General features: G+C 62.9%; 17 protein-coding genes. 10 read left to right on the forward strand and 7 right to left on the reverse strand.

Annotated features, from left to right (window positions below):
* Window positions 1-24: 24 nt before the first annotated feature.
* From AC1D11_RS12985 to AC1D11_RS13005, 5 genes are all read right to left on the reverse strand, one after another.
* Complete coding sequence (locus AC1D11_RS12985) at window positions 25-1821, reverse strand: acyl-CoA dehydrogenase C-terminal domain-containing protein (protein WP_477648939.1); 1797 nt, start codon at window positions 1819-1821, stop codon at window positions 25-27.
* A 16-nt stretch (window positions 1822-1837) separates the two neighbouring features.
* A complete protein-coding gene (locus AC1D11_RS12990; protein ID WP_477648938.1) occupies window positions 1838-2557 on the reverse strand; it encodes a TetR/AcrR family transcriptional regulator in 720 nt (239 codons plus the stop codon).
* A 313-nt stretch (window positions 2558-2870) separates the two neighbouring features.
* A complete protein-coding gene (locus AC1D11_RS12995; protein ID WP_477648937.1) occupies window positions 2871-3719 on the reverse strand; it encodes a fumarylacetoacetate hydrolase family protein in 849 nt (282 codons plus the stop codon).
* A gap of 23 nt (window positions 3720-3742) precedes the next feature.
* The gene (locus AC1D11_RS13000; RefSeq protein WP_477648936.1) at window positions 3743-4489 is read right to left on the reverse strand and encodes an SDR family NAD(P)-dependent oxidoreductase; all 747 of its coding nucleotides are present in this window, start codon (window positions 4487-4489) and stop codon (window positions 3743-3745) included.
* Window positions 4486-5220 carry an SDR family oxidoreductase gene (locus tag AC1D11_RS13005; protein ID WP_477648935.1) on the reverse strand — a complete coding sequence of 245 codons (735 nt, stop codon included), beginning with the start codon at window positions 5218-5220 and terminating at the stop codon, window positions 4486-4488. The genes AC1D11_RS13000 and AC1D11_RS13005 overlap by 4 nt, the downstream gene beginning before the upstream one ends.
* A 122-nt stretch (window positions 5221-5342) precedes the next feature.
* Between AC1D11_RS13005 and AC1D11_RS13010 the strand changes: the two genes are divergently transcribed.
* From AC1D11_RS13010 to manD, 10 genes are all read left to right on the forward strand, one after another.
* Entirely contained in the window at window positions 5343-6092 is a 750-nt protein-coding gene (locus tag AC1D11_RS13010; protein WP_477648934.1) for a FadR/GntR family transcriptional regulator, read from the forward strand.
* A gap of 73 nt (window positions 6093-6165) precedes the next feature.
* Window positions 6166-7131: a Bug family tripartite tricarboxylate transporter substrate binding protein gene (locus tag AC1D11_RS13015; protein ID WP_477648933.1), complete on the forward strand. Its 966-nt coding sequence runs from the start codon at window positions 6166-6168 to the stop codon at window positions 7129-7131.
* Window positions 7132-7217: 86 nt separating this feature from the next.
* The gene (locus tag AC1D11_RS13020) at window positions 7218-8216 is read left to right on the forward strand and encodes a sialic acid TRAP transporter substrate-binding protein SiaP (protein WP_477648932.1); all 999 of its coding nucleotides are present in this window, start codon (window positions 7218-7220) and stop codon (window positions 8214-8216) included.
* 77 nt (window positions 8217-8293) lie between these two features.
* Complete coding sequence (locus tag AC1D11_RS13025; RefSeq protein ID WP_477648931.1) at window positions 8294-8869, forward strand: TRAP transporter small permease; 576 nt, start codon at window positions 8294-8296, stop codon at window positions 8867-8869.
* A complete protein-coding gene (locus tag AC1D11_RS13030; RefSeq protein WP_477648930.1) occupies window positions 8870-10264 on the forward strand; it encodes a TRAP transporter large permease in 1395 nt (464 codons plus the stop codon).
* A gap of 114 nt (window positions 10265-10378) precedes the next feature.
* Window positions 10379-11905: a UxaA family hydrolase gene (locus tag AC1D11_RS13035; RefSeq protein WP_477648929.1), complete on the forward strand. Its 1527-nt coding sequence runs from the start codon at window positions 10379-10381 to the stop codon at window positions 11903-11905.
* An 11-nt stretch (window positions 11906-11916) separates the two neighbouring features.
* On the forward strand, window positions 11917-12978 hold the full coding sequence (locus tag AC1D11_RS13040) for a malate/lactate/ureidoglycolate dehydrogenase (protein ID WP_477648928.1): 1062 nt from the start codon (window positions 11917-11919) through the stop codon (window positions 12976-12978).
* Between the two features lie 87 nt (window positions 12979-13065).
* On the forward strand, window positions 13066-13812 hold the full coding sequence (locus AC1D11_RS13045) for an SDR family NAD(P)-dependent oxidoreductase (RefSeq protein WP_477648927.1): 747 nt from the start codon (window positions 13066-13068) through the stop codon (window positions 13810-13812).
* Window positions 13813-13819: 7 nt separating this feature from the next.
* Complete coding sequence (locus tag AC1D11_RS13050) at window positions 13820-15220, forward strand: mannitol dehydrogenase family protein (protein WP_477648926.1); 1401 nt, start codon at window positions 13820-13822, stop codon at window positions 15218-15220.
* A 5-nt stretch (window positions 15221-15225) separates the two neighbouring features.
* A complete protein-coding gene (manD, locus tag AC1D11_RS13055; RefSeq protein WP_457281192.1) occupies window positions 15226-16437 on the forward strand; it encodes a D-mannonate dehydratase ManD in 1212 nt (403 codons plus the stop codon).
* Between the two features lie 134 nt (window positions 16438-16571).
* Here manD and slmA read toward each other — a convergent pair whose 3' ends face one another.
* Window positions 16572-17216, reverse strand: coding sequence for a nucleoid occlusion factor SlmA (slmA, locus tag AC1D11_RS13060; RefSeq protein ID WP_477648925.1), 645 nt, complete (start codon window positions 17214-17216; stop codon window positions 16572-16574).
* A gap of 162 nt (window positions 17217-17378) precedes the next feature.
* The gene (locus AC1D11_RS13065) at window positions 17379-18836 is read right to left on the reverse strand and encodes an ATP-binding protein (protein ID WP_477648967.1); all 1458 of its coding nucleotides are present in this window, start codon (window positions 18834-18836) and stop codon (window positions 17379-17381) included.
* Between the last annotated feature and the right edge of the window lie 47 nt (window positions 18837-18883).

Here is an 18883-nt window from a genome sequence, read left to right on the forward strand (position 1 = left end):
CTCCCGTTGATTTGTTCAAAAGACTCAGGCCAGCGCTTCGTCGGTTTCCATCAGCGCCTTGCTGCCCGAGCGCGCGGTGCGCATCAGCGTTGCGGTTTCGGGGAACAGTTTGGCAAAGTAAAAGCGCGCGGTCTGCAGCTTGGCGACATAGAACTTGTCGGTGTTACCGGCAGCAATTTCACGCAACGCGGTTTGCGCCATCAATGCCCAGAAGTAGCCAAACACCAGGTGGCCGGCCACGCGCAGGTAGTCCACTGCGGCGGCGCCCACTTCGTCGGGGTTCTGGAAGCCCTTGAAGCCCAGCTCGGTGGTGAACTTGGTCATCTGGTCGGCCAGATAAGCCAGCGGGTTGATGAACTCGGCCATCTTTTCGTTGACGCCTTCCTCGGCGATCAGCGCGCCGATGACCTTGCCGAATTTCTTCAGCGTGGCGCCGTTGTTGCCCAGTACCTTGCGGCCCAGCAGGTCCAGCGACTGGATGGTGTTGGTGCCTTCGTAAATCATGTTGATGCGGTTGTCGCGCACAAACTGTTCCATGCCCCACTCTTTAATGAAACCGTGGCCGCCGAAGACCTGCATACAGGCGTTGGTCGAGATGTGGCCGTTGTCGGTCAGGAAGGCTTTGACGATGGGCGTGAGCAGGGCGACGATTTCGCCGGAATCCTTGCGCACTTTTTCGTCGGGGTGGTGCAGTTCCTTGTCGAGCAGTAGCGTGCAGTAAATCGCCAGCGCGCGGCCGCCCTCGGCATAGGCCTTGGCTGTCAGCAGCATCTTGCGCACGTCGGGGTGCACGATGATGGGGTCAGCCGGTTTGTCTTTGGCCTTGACGCCGGAGAGCGAACGCATCTGGATGCGGTCTTTGGCGTAGGCCAGCGCATTTTGAAAGGCCACTTCGGTCAGGCCCAGTGACTGGTTGCCCACGCCCAGGCGGGCGGCATTCATCATCACGAACATGGCGGCCAGGCCCTTGTTGGGCGCGCCCACCATGGTGCCGACAGCGTCTTCGAGCACCATCTGCGCGGTGGCGTTGCCGTGGATGCCCATCTTGTGCTCCAGGCCACCACAGTAGATGCCATTGCGCGAACCAAGAGCGCCATCTTTGCCGATGTTGAACTTGGGCACGGCGAAGAGACTGATGCCTTTGCTGCCCTGGGGCGCGTCAGGCAGGCGGGCCAGCACCAGGTGCACGATGTTGGCGGCCATGTCGTGTTCACCGGCACTGATGAAGATCTTGTTGCCGGTCAGGCGGTAGGTGCCGTCAGGTTGCGGCTCGGCCTTGGTGCGCAACAGGCCCAGGTCGGTGCCGCAATGCGGCTCGGTCAGGCACATGGTGCCTGTCCATTCGCCGCTGGTGAGCTTGGGCAGGTAGAGTTTTTTCTGCTCGTCAGTGCCGTGGGCATGCAGGGCTTCATACGCGCCGTGCGACAGGCCGGGGTACATGGTCCAGGCCTGGTTGGCCGAGTTCAGCATTTCGTAGAGGCACTGGTTCAGCACAAACGGCAGGCCCTGCCCGCCGTATTCCGGGTCGCAGCTGAGCGCGGCCCAGCCGCCTTCGACGTACTGCGCGTAGGCTTCCTTGAAGCCCTTGGGCGGTGTGACTTCGTGCGTGGTCTTGTCGAGCTTGCAGCCCTCTTCGTCGCCGCTGATATTCAGCGGAAAGGTCACCTCGGCGGCGAACTTGCCGGCTTCTTCGAGCACCGCGTTGATGGTTTCCACGTCAACGTCTGCATGCTTGGGAATGGCCTTGAATTCATCGGTGACCTTGAGCACTTCGTGCATGACGAATTGCATGTCGCGCAGGGGCGGGCTGTACTGGGGCATGGTGGATTCCTTTTGCTTAAACTGGTTTGGAAGGGGATGCCTTGCCGGAAGCTTTCTTCGGCAAGGTGGAAAGGGAGGCGTCGCTGCCATAGCGCGCCAGGATGTTGGCAAAGCCGGTATTGGCGCGGTCCATGGAACCCGGTGTCTTGAGGAAGCGGGCTTCGTAGTGCAGCGCCAGGATCAGGCCGTGAATTTCAAACGCCATCTGGTGCTCGTCGGCGTCAGCATGCAGGTGACCGGCCTCTTTGGCCTGCACCACGGCGCGGTACATGGCCGCCAGCCAGGTGCGAACCGAGCCCGCCAGCGCATCGCGCACCGGGCCGGGCCTGTCGTCAAATTCAACGGCGCCGCTGATGTACAGGCAGCCCGAGTCGATTTCAAGCGAGGTGCGTTTCATCCAGTTATGAAACAGCGCCGCCAGACGAGGCAGGCCGCGCGGCTGCTGCAGGGCAGGGAAGAAAACCTCTTCTTCAAAGCGCACGTGGTATTCACGGATGACGGAAATCTGCAGCTCTTCGCGCGAACCAAAATGGGCGAACACGCCCGACTTGCTCATGCGCATGACCTCGGCCAGCGCGCCTATGCTCAGGCCTTCCAGCCCGATCTGCGTGGCCAGGCCCAGGGCCGCATCCACAATGGCGGCCTTGGTCTGCTGGCCTTTTTGCTGGCTTTTGGCCACGGCGCTGCCCGTTGCCGGGGCGCGGGAGGCTTTAGCGGGAAGTTCTGTAATGGCCATGAGGTGCTACAAAATAAAACGAACGGTCGTTCTATTTTGCAACACTTTGATGACCATCAGCAAGCAGGGGTTGTTTAGCCTCCGCTTATAGGGACCCTGTTCTAACCAAAACAAGGGTAAACCCCACGTATTGAGTCCACCCCCGTCCAGGCTCACTGCGTGTAGCCTGTTCCCCCTCAAGGGGGCGGCGCCTGCGGTCTGGCGAAGCCAGTCCCGCGGCCCCTGCTGGTGGGATATCCCCGCTGGTTGCGCCCACTGAACTCTTTAACCCAGCATGAGCCCCGGAACCGGCTTCGCCGGGCCGGAGCGCGAGTTACTTCTTGAACGCCACCACCGTCTGGTGCTGCTCGCCCAAGCCTTCGATGCCCAGGGAAATTTTGTCGCCCTTCTTCAGGTACACAGGCGGCTTCATGCCCAGGCCCACGCCGGGCGGTGTGCCTGTGGTGATGACGTCGCCGGGCTCCAGCGTCATGAACTGGCTCACGTAGCTGACGATTTTGGCGACGCTGAAGATCATGGTCTTGGTGTTGCCTTTTTGAACGCGCTTGCCGTTCACTTCCAGCCACAGGCCCAGCTTTTGCGGATTGGGCACTTCATCGCGCGTGACCAGCCAGGGGCCAAGCGGGCCGAAGGTGTCGCAGCCTTTGCCCTTGTCCCAGGTGCCGCCGCGTTCGATCTGGAACTCGCGCTCGCTCACGTCGTTGATGGTGCAGTAGCCGGCCACGTAGTCGAGCGCTTCCTTTTGCGACACGTAACGCGCGGTCTTGCCGATGATCACGCCGAGCTCGACTTCCCAGTCGGTTTTGACCGAGCCCTTCGGCAGCATGATGGGGTCGTTCGGGCCCTGGATGCAGCTGGTGGCCTTCATGAAAACCACCGGTTCGGCGGGAATCGGCAAGCCCGATTCAGCCGCATGGTCGGCATAGTTCAGGCCGATGGCGATGAACTTGGGCACGCCGGTGACGGGGCTGCCGTAACGCGGCGAGCCTTTGACCAGCGGCAGCTTGTCGGTTTTGAGCTTGCGCAGTTTGGCAATCGCAGCGTCGCCTAATTGGTCGGGGCCGATATCCTTGATGACGGCGCTCAGGTCGCGCAGCTTGCCGTTGGCGTCGATGAGACCGGGCTTTTCCTTGCCGGGGTTGCCATAGCGAACGAGTTTCATGGTTTTTCCTTCTGGTTAATGATTCAGTATGTAGAACGCCCGCCCGACAGATCGAAAACGGCGCCGGTTGAGAACGAGCAATCTTCAGTGCACAGCCAGCTGACCATCGCGGCTACCTCATCAGGCGTGCCGAAGCGGCCCATGGGGATTTTAGAAAGCATGAACTGTATGAACTCGGGCGTCATCTGCTCAAAAATCGGCGTTTTCACCGCAGCCGGTGTGATGCAATTGACGCGTACACCGGTATCGGCGAGTTCCTTGCCCAGGGATTTTGTCAGGGCGATCACCGCGGCCTTGCTCGCGCTGTAGGCGCTGGCATTCGGGTTGCCCTCCTTGCCGGCCACCGAGGCAATATTGACGATGCGGCCATAGTTGCGCGCACGCATGTGCGGCACGATTTCACGGCAGCAGAAGAACAGGCCGTTGAGGTTGACCTGCTGCACCTGCATCCATTGCTCGGGCGGGTAGTCCCACAGCTTGACATTGGGGCCGGTGATGCCGGCGGAGTTGACGAGCGCATCGATGGCCGGGTTATGCGCAACGGTTTGCTGGACCGCGTCCACCACGCTGGCGTGGCTGGCCACATCGACGGCCACGGTATGCACCCCGGCGCCCAGCGCGCCCCTGGCCGCTGCCAGTGCCTCCGGGTTGATGTCCCACAGCGTCACCGTGCCGCCCGACGCCAGCATGCGCTGAGCTACCGCAAAACCCAGGCCGACCGCACCACCGGTGATGACCGCATGGCGCCCTTTCAGGTCCAGCTGGTTCATATGGTGATGCCACCGTCCACGTTGTAGGCCTGGCCGGTCACAAAAGCAGCCTCGTCGCTGGCCAGAAAGACCACCAGCGGGGCAATCTCATGCGCCTGCGCCAGGCGCCCTAACGGCTGGCGTGCGATGAAGGCCTTGCGGGCCGCCACGGGATCCTCGTTGGCATTGATACGGTCCTGCAGCGAAGGCGTGTCTACCGTACCAGGGCAAATTGCATTGCAGCGCACGCCATCGGCCACAAAGTCGGCCGCGACGCTTTTGGTGAGGCCAATCACGGCCGCCTTGGTGGTGCCATACACAAACCGGTTGGGCAGGCCTTTGATGCTGCTGCAGACGCTGGCCATGTTGACAATGCTGCCGCCCATTTTGGCCTGCATGCCCGGCAGCACGGCCTGGATCATCCAGAACTGGGCCCGCACATTGAGATTGAAGGCGAACTCAAGGTCGGCATCGGTGGCCTGCAGGGCAGTGCCCCCGTGGACAAAACCGGCGCAGTTAAAAAGAATGTCCATGGGCGGCAGGCCGCCTACCAGTTTCTGGATCGCCGCCTTGTCCAGCACGTCCAGCGGCAGCGCCGTGATGTTGGCCGCCCCTTTGTAGCTTTCCAGCAGCTCGGGCTTCAGGTCGGTGGCCCACACCTGCGCGCCTTCGGCCGCCAGCGCCAGCGCGGTGGCATGGCCGATTCCCTGGCCGGCTGCGGTAACCAGCGCTTTTTTTCCTTCAAGTCTCATCTTCACTCCTACAGGGTTTTGCCGGATGTTGTCCCGGGGGTTTCATGGGATTATCAATTGGTCTTACCACTTGTCCAATTCTGGCTAACCCTTAAAGCCCCACCTTTTCATCCTTTCCCCCCATGCCCCTGCAAACCGTCGAACCGCAACGCCTTTACCGCCAGATTGCCGAGCAGCTGCGCACGCTGATCTCGGCCGGCGAATGGGCCGTGGGCGCACGCCTGCCCGCCGAGCGCGACCTGGCACGGCAGCTGGGCGTGAGCCGGCCTTCGGTGCGCGAAGCGCTGATCGCGATGGAGGTCGAAGGCTGGGTCGAAGTACGCACCGGCTCGGGTGTCTATGTTCTGGACCGAAGCAAGCCCGCCAGCCACGACGGCAATGGAACTGGCCGGGCCGCGCAGATCTCGCCGGACGAATGGGGACCCCTGGAATTGATACGCGCCCGCCGCGTGGTGGAAGGCGAAGTCGCCGCCATGGCCGCCACCCAGGCCAAGCGCAAACACATAGACGCGATGGACAAGGCCATCGCCAGCATGCAATTTGACGCTGACCGCGGCGTGCTGCCGCTCGAAGGCGACCGCGCTTTTCATACCGCCGTCGTCGAGTCTTGCGGCAACGTGGTGCTGATTGAAACCATCCAGCGCTTCTGGGACTCGCGTCGCGGCCCGTTGTTCGAGCGGTTGGGCGGGCATTTTGAAACCGTTGAATCGTGGCGCTCGGCGATTGCGGAGCACCAGGCCATTTTTGATGCGGTGCGCAACCGTGAACCGGATGCCGCGCGTGCGGCCATGCATGCGCACATGGACCAGTCGCACAAGCGTTTCAGCGTGAGCTGGAGCCGGACAAAAAACCAGGAGGGGCAGAAGAAATGACTCGCCACGATTTCTTTCAGCACCCACCTCACCCCGGATTTCCCTTCCAACTAAAAACGAAAGCGAGACAAGCATGAAGTTTCTGACACCGCGCAAATTGCTGGCGACAGCCCTTATGGCGCTCACCAGCCTCTGCGGCAACACCTGGGCGCAGGCCTACCCAAACAAGCCGATTGAAGTGATGGTGGCCTTCCAGCCTGGCGGCGGCACCGACTCGCTGGCGCGCGCCTATGCCGAAGCCGCCAAGAAATACACCACGCAATCGCTGGTGGTCTACAACAAACCCGGCGCCAGCGGCGCTATCGGCCTGGCCGACGTGGTCAACGCCAGGCCCGACGGCTACAAGATTGCCATGCTGTTTGTGGAGGTGACCATCCTGCCGCACATGGGCATCACCAAGATCACACAGGACGACTTCATCCCCATCGCCCGCCTGAACGCCGACCCGGCTGCCATCACCGTGAAAGCGGACTCGCCCTACAACACGATTGAAGAGTTCCTCGCCGCCGCCAAAAAGACCGGCAGCGACGTGAAGGTCGGCAACGCCGGCAATGGCTCGATCTGGCACCTGGCGGCCGCCTCGCTGGAAGAAAAAACCGGCGCCAGGTTCAACCACATCCCCTACCAGGGCGCAGGCCCCGCCGTGCTGGCCCTGCTGGGTGGTCATGTGGACGCAGTAGGCGTGAGCCCGGCTGAGGTTGCCGTGCATGTGGCGGCCGGCAAGCTGAAGATTTTGGGCGTGATGGCCGACCAGCGCGTCAAGGGTTTTGAGAGCGTGCCCACCCTCAAGGAACGCAACATCGACCTGTCCATCGGCACCTGGCGCGGCCTGGGCGTGGCCAAAGGCACACCGCCTGAAGTCGTGGAAACCATCCGGACCTTCAGCAAAAAGGCGGCTGAAGAGCCCATCATGCGCGAAGTGATGGACAAGCTGAACCTGGGCTACGCCTATGCCGACGGCCCTGCCTTCAAGGCGCAAATGATGCGCGACAACGACAACTTCAAGCAACTCGTGACCAAGCTCAACCTGAAGAACTGAGGCAAAGACCGCGGCTTCACGGCATGCGCGCTGGCGCGCACCGCCGATTTCTTTCCTGCCAGCAACCACCCTCTCGAGGAGACAACATGAACGCATTCGACAAAAAGAGATTCGCTATCAAAACCATAGCCGCTTGCGCCCTACTGGCAGGCACTGTGGGCTTTTCCGGCATCGCATCGGCGCAGACCAAGCTGAAATGGGCGCACGTCTACGAGACCTCCGAGGCCTACCACAAGTGGTCGGTATGGGCAGCTGACGAAATCAAGAAGCGCACCAGCGGCCGCTACGAGATCCAGGTGTTCCCGGCTTCCACGCTGGGCAAGGAAAGCGACATCAACCAGGGCCTGCAGCTGGGCACCGTCGACATCATCATCTCGGGCGCATCGTTTGCGGCCCGAAGCTTTCCACGCATCGGCGTGGCCTACTACCCCTACACCTTCCGCGACCCGGAGCACCTGCTGAAATACGCGAAGAGCGATGTCTTCAAGGAACTGACCGAAGGCTACAAACAGAAGACCGGCGTGCAAACCGTCGCCGTCACCTACTACGGCGCGCGCCACTCCACCAGCAACAAGCCCTTCAAGACCTGCGAAGAAATGAAGGGCCTGAAAATGCGGGTGCCCGACGTACCGGCCTACATGGCCCTGCCGCGCGCCTGCGGCGCCAACCCGACGCCGATCGCTTTTGCCGAGGTCTACCTGGCGCTGCAAAACGGCACGGTCGATGCACAGGAGAACCCGCTGCCCACCATCGAAGCCAAGAAGTTCTATGAAGTCCAGAAGAACATCATCCTGACCGGCCACATCCTCGATTCGCTGGTCACGCAGATCGGCCCCCACGTCTGGACCAAGCTCAGTGATGCCGACAAGAAAATCTTTACCGACGTGATGCAGGAAGCGGCCGCCAAAGCTACGGCCGACATCCAGAAACGTGAAGCCGAACTGGTGGACGAGTTCAAGAAAAAAGGCATCAACATGATCACGGTCAACAAGGACGAGTTCCGCGATCACATCGTCAAGGCTGTGGACATGGCCTCGATGGGCTACGACCGGAAGGACTGGGACCGCATCCAGGCCATCAAGTAAGTCTTGCCATCCGGCCAAGGCTTCCCGCCCTTTCCTCCATCGGAGGGAAGGGCCTCTTACCCACTACTCCCACCATCATGACTTCCATTCCCGACATTGACGCCTTGCCCAAGGTCATGGGCGACGACGGCGAGTTCCACGCCACAGATGAAGCAGTTGACCTGTCCGACACGCCCGTTGAAGCCTGGGCGGCGCTGTTTTTCTTCTGGGCACTGGGCCTGACGGTTTTCTACCAGTTCTTCACGCGTTATGTGATGAACGATTCCGCCGCCTGGACGGAAGAAATCGCACGCTACCTGTTGATCGCCACCGTCTTCGTCGGCGCCGCCATCGGCGTGGCCAAGAACAACCATATCCAGGTCGACTTCTTCTACCGCTTCATGCCCGCGTGGCTGGCCCGGGCCATGGCCCTGCTGACCGACGTGCTGCGCATCGCCTTTCTGGGCGCCATGGTCGTGCTGACGTGGCAAATGATGGACAAGATGGGCAACTACAAGATGACCATCATCGACCTGCCGATGAACCTGGTGTACGGCGTCTGCCTGGTAGGGTTTGCGGCCATGGCCGTGCGCTCGATCTGGGTCATGCGCATCCACCTGCAGCGCGGCTACAGCGTGCTGGAACGCCCTGAATCCACGATGGAGGACCGCTGAATGTTGAAGGTTATTTTTCTCTTCCTGATGAGCGGCGGCTTGCCGGTGGCCATGGCCATGGCCGGGGCGTCGCTGGTCTACATCCTGTTCACCAACAGCTCGCCGCCCTTTGTGGTGGTTCACCGCATGGTCAGCGGCATCGACAGCTTTCCGCTGCTGGCCGTGCCGTTCTTCATCCTGGCCGGCAACCTGATGAACAACGCCGGCATCACCAACCGCATCTACAACTACGCGCTGGCGCTGGTCGGCTGGATGAAGGGCGGGCTGGGCCACGTCAACGTCGTCGGCTCAGTGGTGTTTGCCGGCATGAGCGGCACCGCCATTGCGGATGCCGCCGGCCTCGGCACCATCGAGATCAAGGCCATGAAGGACCACGGCTACAGCACCGAGTTTGCCGTGGGCGTGACGGCCGCCTCGGCCACGCTGGGCCCCATCATTCCACCCAGCCTGCCCTTTGTGATCTACGGCATGATGGCCAATGTCAGCGTTGGCGCGCTGTTCCTGGCGGGCATTTTGCCGGGGGTCATGATGGCCATCCTGATGATGCTGACGGTGGCCTATTTCGCGCACAAGAACGGCTGGGGCGCCGATGTACCTTTCGCGTGGAGCCGCCTGAACAAGGCGCTGGTGGAAACCGCCGTGGTCGTAGGATGGCCGCTGCTGTTGTGGCTGCTGATCGGCAAACTGAATTTTCCGCCGCAGATCACCGTGGCCGTCGCGCTGGCGGCACTGTTTGCGGCCGACAAGGCCTTCAATTTCCAGGCCGTGCTGCCCATCATGACGCCCGTGCTGCTGATAGGCGGCATGACCACCGGCATCTTCACCCCCACCGAAGGTGCCATTGCCGCCTGCGTCTGGGCGCTGATCCTCGGGTTTGCCTGGTACCGCACGCTGACCTTCAAGAGTTTCGTGAAGGTCTGCCTTGATACGGTCGAGACCACCTCCACCGTGCTGTTCATTGTGGCCGCGGCATCGATCTTCGGCTGGATGCTCACCGCCACCGGCGTGACCACCGACATTGCCAAATGGGTGCTGGACTTCACCAAGGAGGCCTGGGTCTTCCTGCTGCTGGCCAATTTGCTGATGCTGTTTGTGGGCTGCTTCCTGGAGCCGACCGCAGCCATCACGATTCTGGTGCCGATCCTGGTGCCGATTGCCACGCAGCTGGGCGTGGACCCGATCCACTTCGGGCTGGTGATGGTGCTGAATTTGATGATTGGCCTGCTGCACCCGCCCATGGGCATGGTGCTGTTTGTGCTCGCCCGCGTGGCCAAGCTGTCGGTGGAACGGACCACCATCGCCATCCTGCCCTGGCTGTTCCCGCTGCTGGGCAGCCTGGTCATCATCACCTATTTCCCCAAATTGGTACTCTGGTTGCCGAAGATGTTTTACTGAAAGTGAAACAATCACCCTGAGACGCCTTCGGCGCCTCCTCCTCAGGGGGCGCCACCTGCGGCCCGGCAAAGCCGGTTCCGCGATGGCGCTTGATTGAAAATGCAGAGATCCACCATGACGCCCTTTATTCGCCTCCACCCCGCCGATGATGTCCTGATTGCCCGAGCCCAGCTGGTGGGCGGCACCGAGGTCGAAAACATCACCGTACGCGGCCTGATCCCTGCCGGCCACAAGATCGCCACGCGCGCGCTGGCCCTGGGTGAGCCCGTGCGGCGCTACAACCAGATCATCGGTTTTGCCAGCAAACCCATCGCGCCCGGCGAGCACGTGCATACGCACAACCTCAACATGGGCCCCGACAAGGGCGACTTTACGCGCGACTACGCATTCGGCGCCGACGTGAAGCCGGCACCGGCCAGGCGCGAGGCGACTTTCATGGGCATAAAACGGCCTGACGGACGCGTGGCCACCCGCAACTACATCGGGATCCTCTCCAGCGTCAACTGCTCGGCCACCGCCGCGCGGGCGATTGCCGACCATTTCTCACGGCAGAACAACCCTGCAGCGCTGAAAGACTTTCCCAACGTCGACGGAGTGGTCGCGCTCACGCACGGCACCGGCTGCGGCATGGACAGCGACGGCCTGGGCCTGCAGATCCTGCAACGCACGCTGACAGGTTACGCCACGCACCCCAACTTCGCGGGCGTGCTGGTGGTGGGCCTGGGCTGCGAGTCCAACCAGATCAATGCCTGGCTGGCCCACGGCAGCCTGCGCGAAGGTGAAACCCTGCGCGTCTTCAGCATCCAGGACACGGGCGGCACGGCCAAGACGGTGGCCAAGGGCATCGCCATGATCAAGGAAATGCTGCCGCAGGCCAATGCCGTCAAGCGCGAGCCCTGCAGCGCCGCGCACATCACCATCGGCCTGCAGTGCGGCGGCTCCGACGGTTACTCGGGCATCAGCGCCAACCCGGCGCTGGGCGCGGCGGTGGACTTGCTGGTGGCCCACGGCGGCACAGCCATCCTCAGCGAAACGCCCGAAATTTACGGCGCTGAGCATTTGCTCACGCGGCGCGCCGTGCGGCCCGACATTGCCGAAAAGCTGATCTCGCGCATCAAGTGGTGGGAGCACTACACCCAGATCAACGAAGGCGAGATGAACAACAACCCGTCGCCGGGCAACAAGGCCGGCGGCCTGACCACCATCCTGGAAAAGTCGCTGGGTGCGGTGGCCAAGGGCGGCACCTCCAACCTGGAGGCTGTCTATGAATACGCCGAACCCGTGAAGGATCACGGCTTTGTCTACATGGACACGCCGGGCTACGACCCGGTCAGCGCCACGGGCCAGGTGGCCGGCGGCGCCAACATCATCTGCTTTACCACCGGCCGCGGCTCGGCTTACGGCTGCGCGCCCTCGCCTTCGCTCAAGCTCGCCACCAATTCGGCGCTGTGGCATCGGCAGGAAGAGGACATGGACATCAACTGCGGCGAGATCATCGACAGCGGCGTGACGGTGCAGGAGATGGGACAGCGCATTTTCGAGATGGTGCTGGCCACCGCATCGGGCGAACCGAGCAAGAGCGAAAAGCACGGCTACGGGCAAAACGAATTTGTGCCCTGGCAAGTCGGCGCGGTGATGTAAGGGCTTTTCACATGCAAAAAGTGCTTCAAGCCCAATATCTACGGGCGCAAGCAGCTACTATATTTATAGCAGCTGGCAGCACGGCGGCCGAAGCGGAAAAAATCGCCGCCAACCTTGTCATGGCCAACCTGAGCGGTCATGACTCGCACGGCATAGGCATGCTTCCGCGCTACGTCGATGCGGTGCTCGAAGGTGGCCTGACGCCCAACGCCCAGGTCAAAACCCTGCTCGATACCGGCTCACTGCTCAGCCTGAACGGCCAGCGCGGTTACGGCCAGTCGATCGGCGAGCAGGCGATGGCGCTCGGCATGGCACGTGCCAAAACCCATGGCAGCTGCATCATGGCGCTGGCCGAGTCGCACCATCTGGGGCGCATAGGCCATTTCGCCGAGATGGCCGTGGCCCAGGGGCTGGTGTCGCTGCACTTCGTCAACGTCATGACGCGGCCCGTGGTGGCGCCCTGGGGCGGCGCAGACGGCCGCTACGGCACCAATCCCTGCTGTATTGGCATACCGCTGAAGGACCAGCCGCCCTTCATTCTCGATTTCGCGACCAGCCGTGTAGCCCAAGGCAAGATGCGCGTGGCGCACAACCAGGGAAAATCCGTCCAGCCGGGCCTGCTGATCGACGAACACGGCCAGCCCACCACCAACCCCGGCGTGGTGGTGGTGCCGCAACCGAACGGTTTTTTTGGCGCGCTCATGCCGTTCGGCGAACACAAGGGCTACGGCCTGGCGGTGGCATGCGAGCTGCTGGGCGGCGCGCTTACTGGCGGCGGCACCTGGCACCACCCCACAAGCAGCGCACGTGCGGTCTACAACAGCATGCTCACCATCCTGATCGACCCCGGCAAGCTGGGCACCCAGTCGGTCCTGGAAATGGAAGCGCTGGCATTCGTCGAATGGCTGCGCAAAAGCCCGCCGGCCGATGGTGTCGACGCTGTGCAGATTGCCGGTGAGCCGGAACGCCGCGCGCGGCTTGGACGCGAACAGGGTGGCATTGAAATGGACGGCGAAACCTGGCGCGAAATCGTCGCAGCCGGCGATAAGGTCGGCGTAAGTGTGCCGGACTGAGCGCCGGACGCTATCAAATCAGTAGCTGCTCGCGCCCGTCGAATAAGGGCTACTGGCCAAAATGACCATCAACTTTGCCGGAAAACCATGACCCCAACGATTCAAGACCAGGTTGCGCTTGTCACCGGTGCCAATGCCGGCATGGGCCTGGCCACGGCGCGCGCGCTGCTGGCCGCCGGCTACCGTGTGGCGGCCACCGACCTCAGCACCGAACGTGTGGCCGCCGAGCTTGCCGCGCATGGTGACCGTCTGGCCTGCTTCACCATGGACGTGAGCGAGCAGGCCCAGGTGCATGCCGCCTGCGACGCCATCGAAGCACGTTTTGGCCGCATCGACGTCTGTGTCAACAACGCCGGCTTCCTGCAATACGCCAACTGCGAACAGACCACACCGGAGCTCTGGCACAAGACCCTGCGCATCAACCTCGACGGTGTCTTCTACGTCAGCCAGCGTGTGGCGCCCGGCATGAAGGCGCGTGGTTTTGGCCGCATCGTGAACGTATCGTCCTACGGTGCCAAAACCGGGGGGCTGTCGCCGCTGCCCGCCTATGCTGCCAGCAAGGGCGGCGTGATCTCGCTGACCTTCAGCTTTGCCCGCGAATACGCCGCGTTTGGTGTGACCTGCAACGCGCTGGCCCCGACCTTTGTGAAGACCCAGATGCTGACCGAACAGGTCAGTGCTGAGCGGCAAGCCGAGCTGCGCCAGAAGATACCGGTGGGCCGTTTCTGCGAGCTCGAAGAGTTCGCTCACTGCGTGCTGTTCCTGGCCCACCCGATGAGCGGCTTCATCACCGGCGAAGTGCTGGACCTCAACGGCGGCCTGCAGTTTGACTGAGCGTGCGATGCTGAACACCCGCGCTTTGCCGGAAATCGCCACGCGAGGCATCGGCGTCCCCACTTACTCACGCCGCGGCACTGTGGGCGTGGTGCACCTGGGTCTGGGCGCTTTTCACCGTGCGCACCAGGCACTGGTGTTCGATGCCCTGCTGCAGCGCGGTGATGCGCGCTGGGCTGTGCTGGGCGTCGCCATGCGCAGCACCGAGCTGGCCGACGCCATGGCCGCGCAAGATGGCCTGTATGCCGTGCAGGTTGCCAGCAGCACCGGCGTGCAGTGGCAGGTCGGTGGTGCCATCTGGCAAACCTGCGTGGCCGCCCGCGAGCCTGCGCGGGTGGTGCAGACACTGGCCGCGCCATCCACGCGCTGGGTCACGCTGACGGTCACTGAAAAGGGCTACGCCCCGGAACTCGCCCAACTGCTGGTGCAGGGCCTGGCGGCGCGCCATGCGGCGGGGCTGCCCGGGTTGACGCTGGCTTCCTGCGACAACCTGGCGCACAACGGCCGCAAGTTGCAGGCTTTGTGCATCGATGCCGCACAAAAGGAAAATCCGGCACTGGCGCAATGGATCAGCACCGCCTGCGCCTTCCCGAACAGCATGGTGGACCGCATCGTGCCGGCCGCAACCGACGAGCGCCTGGCCGCTGCCGGGCAGGCGCTCGGCGTGGCTGACCAGGCCGCACTGGGCACCGAAGCTTTCTGGGAATGGGTGATTGAACGCCGCTTTGCCGATCCTGCGGACGGCGAAGTGCTGGCCGCTGCGGGCGTCACGGTGGTGGACGACGTAGCGCCGTTTGAAGAAGCCAAATTGCGCATGCTCAACGGCAGCCACACGGCCATGGCCTGCATGGGCGCGGTAGCGGGCTGGCCTGTCGTCAGCGACTGCATCGCGCGGCCTGCAGTGCATCGCTTCATTCACGGCCTGATGACGCAGGAAATCGGCCCGCAGCTCAGCCGCCCGGACTGGCCCGCCTACCGCGACGCGCTGCTGACGCGTTTTGCCAACCCCGAGTTGCAGCACAAGGTGCACCAGATCGCCACCGACAGCTCGCAGAAAATTCCATATCGCTGGGTACCTTCGGTGATTGATGCCCTGGGCGCGAACCAGCCCGTGGAACGGCTGGCTTTTGCGGGGGCAGCCTGGATGCGCTACCTGCGCGGCAGCAACGAGCAAGGGCAGCCCTACGCCATGAGCGACCCGATGGCCGAAACGCTGAAAGCCCTCGCGCTCGCCCATAGCGGTGACGCAGCAGCGACAGTGCAAGCCCTGGGTACGCTGCCGGCCATCTGGGGCGCGGCCCTGCCGCAGCAAGTGCACTGGTTGGCCCGCATGACCCACTGGCTGACCCAGATCAACCAGCGCGGCATGCTGGCCGCCCTGGACCAACTTCACTCCCACCCCATCTGAACACCATGAAAATCACCAACGCCCGCGTCATCGTCTGCAGCCCCGGCCGCAATTTCGTCACCCTGAAAATAGAAACCGACGAAGGCCTGACCGGCATTGGCGACGCCACGCTCAACGGGCGCGAGCTGTCTGTCGTGAGCTACCTGACCGAGCATGTCATCCCCTGCCTGATCGGCCGCGATGCGCACCAGATAGAGGACATCTGGCAGTACCTGTACAAGGGCGCTTACTGGCGGCGCGGCCCGGTCACCATGAGCGCGATCGCCGCAGTCGACACCGCCCTCTGGGACATCAAGGCCAAGGCCGCCAACATGCCGCTGTACCAGCTGCTGGGCGGAAAGAGCCGCACCGGCGTGATGGTCTATGGGCATGCCAATGGGAAAGACATTGCGCAGACCGTGGAAGAGGTGTTGCGCTACAAGGAGATGGGCTATCAGGCCATACGCGCGCAGAGCGGCGTGCCAGGCCTGGACAAGGTTTATGGCGTCGGCAAGGGCACGCTGTTCTACGAACCGGCTGATGCTGACCTGCCCAGCGAACACGACTGGAGCAGCGAAAAATACCTGCTGCACACCCCGAAGCTGTTCGATGCAGTGCGTACTGCTGTCGGGCCGGACATTCATTTGCTGCACGATGTGCACCACCGCCTGACGCCGATCGAGGCCGGCCGGCTGGGCAAGTCGCTGGAGCCCTATCACCTGTTCTGGATCGAGGACGCGACGCCGGCCGAAAACCAGGAGGCTTTTCGCCTGATCCGCCAGCACACGACCACACCGCTGGCGGTGGGCGAGATTTTCAACACCATCTGGGACTGCAAGGACTTGATCCAGAACCAGCTGATCGACTACATCCGCGCGACGGTGGTGCATGCCGGCGGCATCACCCACCTGCGGCGCATTGCCGACTTTGCGGCCATGTACCAGGTACGCACCGGCTGCCACGGCGCGACCGATTTGTCACCGGTCTGCATGGGCGCAGCGCTGCACTTCGACACATGGGTGCCCAATTTCGGCGTGCAGGAATACATGCGCCACACCGAACAGACCGATGAGGTGTTTCCGCACAGCTATCGTTTTGACAAGGGCTTTATGCACTGCGGCGAAACGCCGGGCCATGGCGTGGAAATCGACGAGAAGCTCGCCGCGAAATACCCGTATCAGCGCGCCTACCTGCCGGTGAACCGCCTGCAACACGACGGGACTCTCTGGAATTGGTGACTAGACTCACCCCTGCTGACGCTCACTTCGTGTAGCGTCCCCTCCCCTTGCAGGGGACGGGCGCCTGCGGCCGGGCAAAGCCCGTTCCGCGGCCCCCGCTGGAAGAAGAATCGCGCTCCCGATTGGAGACGAGGTTAGGCGAGGATGGTTGCCAGGCTTGCTTCCAGGTGCTCTGAGGGCAGGCGTTTAAAGCCTGAGCGGGCAAAGCGCTGCAGGCGGCCGACCATGAAGGCAACGATGACCGAGGCGCGCACCTGGGCGTCCACCGTGGGGGCGGCGGCGCCGCTGGCGGCCGCGGCGTCGCGCAGGCTTTGCTTGAGGCTGGACTCGAGTTTGTCGAAGAACTGGTTCATGCGCTCTTGCAGGCGGTCGTTTTCAAACACCAGCGCATCGCCCACCATCACGCGCGTCATCCCGGGGTTCTTTTCGGCAAACTGCAGGATCATGACCACCAGCTTGCGGGTGCGGGCTGAATGGTCGGGTTCACGTTCACCAATCTGGTTGATCAGTGTGAAGACACTTTGCTCGATGAATTCGATCAGGCCTTCGAACATCTGCGCCTTGCTGGCGAAATGGCGGTAAAGGGCGGCTTCGCTCACATCCAGCTTGGCTGCCAGGGCGGACGTCGTGATGCGCTCGGCGCCCGGCTGCTCCAGCATGGTGGCCAGCGCCTGCAGAATCTGGACCCGGCGCTCACCCGGTTTGGGGCGCTTGCGCACCGCTGGCTCGGCTGGCGTGACGTGCGGGCTCAGTTCAGATTCAGACGCTAAGTCGGACATAGGCGATGAAGTAGGAAATGTTTCAAAAAACCGGGAATCGTTGCAATTGATTCTCGCACAGCCAGGTGACAGTTCGACTCTCACCATGCCCGGGTTTTCGCCCATGAGGCGAAGGCGCAACGTTCTGTTCCGTAACAGCAAGCGCTTACTGTGGTGGGCGAGCTACAAACTCAACCGAACCCGTAATCCGTAGGGTCCCGCTGGGCCAGTCCCGGTGTGGCCCAGCTCCAGTTGCGAATGGTGAACCCGCGCGATTTCGCTGGCAATGGCCAGGCCCAGGCCATTGCCCTCGCCCGCCGTCCCTTGCACGCGATAAAAGCGCTGGAGCGCCATGCTGCGCTCGTCCGGGGCTATGCCGGGGCCGTCGTCTTCGACTTCCAGGAAAACGCCCCAGCGCCGGTGTTCGGCGGCAGCGCCACCAGGACCCGGCTGTTTTGGCGCGTCTGGCGCTTCGAAGCCAGCCGTCGGGCCACAGCGGATCGTGACCGTGCCGCCGGGCGGTGTGTATTTGACGGCGTTGTCCACCAGGTTACCCAGCAGCTCGCGCAGCAGCCACTCGTAACCACTGACCTGCGCAGGCTGGGTTTCCAGCCCCAGGTCAATGCCCTTGTGCATGGCGGCATCCAGATGCAGCGGCAGAATTGACTCGCAGAGGTCCTTCAGGTCTACCCGCTGCATCGGCTGGGCACCGGCGGCCGACGCATCGGCACGCGAGAGCGCCAGCAGCTGGTTGGCCAGCTGCGACGTCCGGCGTGTGGCATTGCGCAGCTTGATGATTTTTTCGGCCGACAAGGTCACCGCCCCGTCCGAGCCTGCGGCCTCAGCCACTTTGGCCGCTTGTGCCCAGGCCTCGACCTGGGCCTGCAGCCCGGCCAGAGGCGTGCGCAGCTGGTGCGCGGCATCGGCTACAAACCGCCGCTGCCCCTCCGCCTGGTCGTTCACCAGGCCGAAAAGGCGGTTCAAGGCACTGACCAGAGGCTGAACCTCGGCCGGCGTGGCGAGCGGGTCGATGGCGCTCAAGTCGCGCGGGTTGCGGCGCTCCACCGCGTCCTTGAGCTCAATCAATGGCTTGAGTGCGCGCGTAACGGCCCAGTTGACGGCAAAACCTGCCGCCACGACCAGGATCAGGTTCGGCAGCAGCACCTTGAACAACACGGAGCGCACCCATTGCTGGCGCGGGTCGGATCCGTCCGCCAGCTGGACGATCAGCTCACCCACCGCAGTCTTCATGCGCTGCGCGGCAATCCGGTAGGTCACGCCGTTGTATTCGATGCTGTGGAATTCGGGTTCGTGCGTGGCCGGCAACAGTTCGGGAATCCAGGGCTCACCAGCCAGAAAGTCGCCTTCGGCATCGGCGAGGCGAAAGCCGGCGAAACCAGGCCGGCCCTTGAGGAAATCATCCACGGCAGGGGCCATCAGCAGCACCGGCGCACTTTCCCGGGTGGCGCCCGGCGCCACAACCGAATCGGCCAGCAGGGGAATCAGCCGAAGCAGCTGCTGATCTTTTTGCAAGGCGACATCGCCGGCCGTCTGGTAGTCGAAATAAATACTCACCAGCGCAAAAGTCCCCAGCGGGAAAAGCAGCAGCAGGAGCAGCCGGCGCTGCAAGCCGGACTTCATGGCGGCGGGCACAAACGCGTTACCGCCCGTGCGTACGCCCAGCGTAC

The organism is Polaromonas sp. P1_E11, from assembly GCF_056405995.1.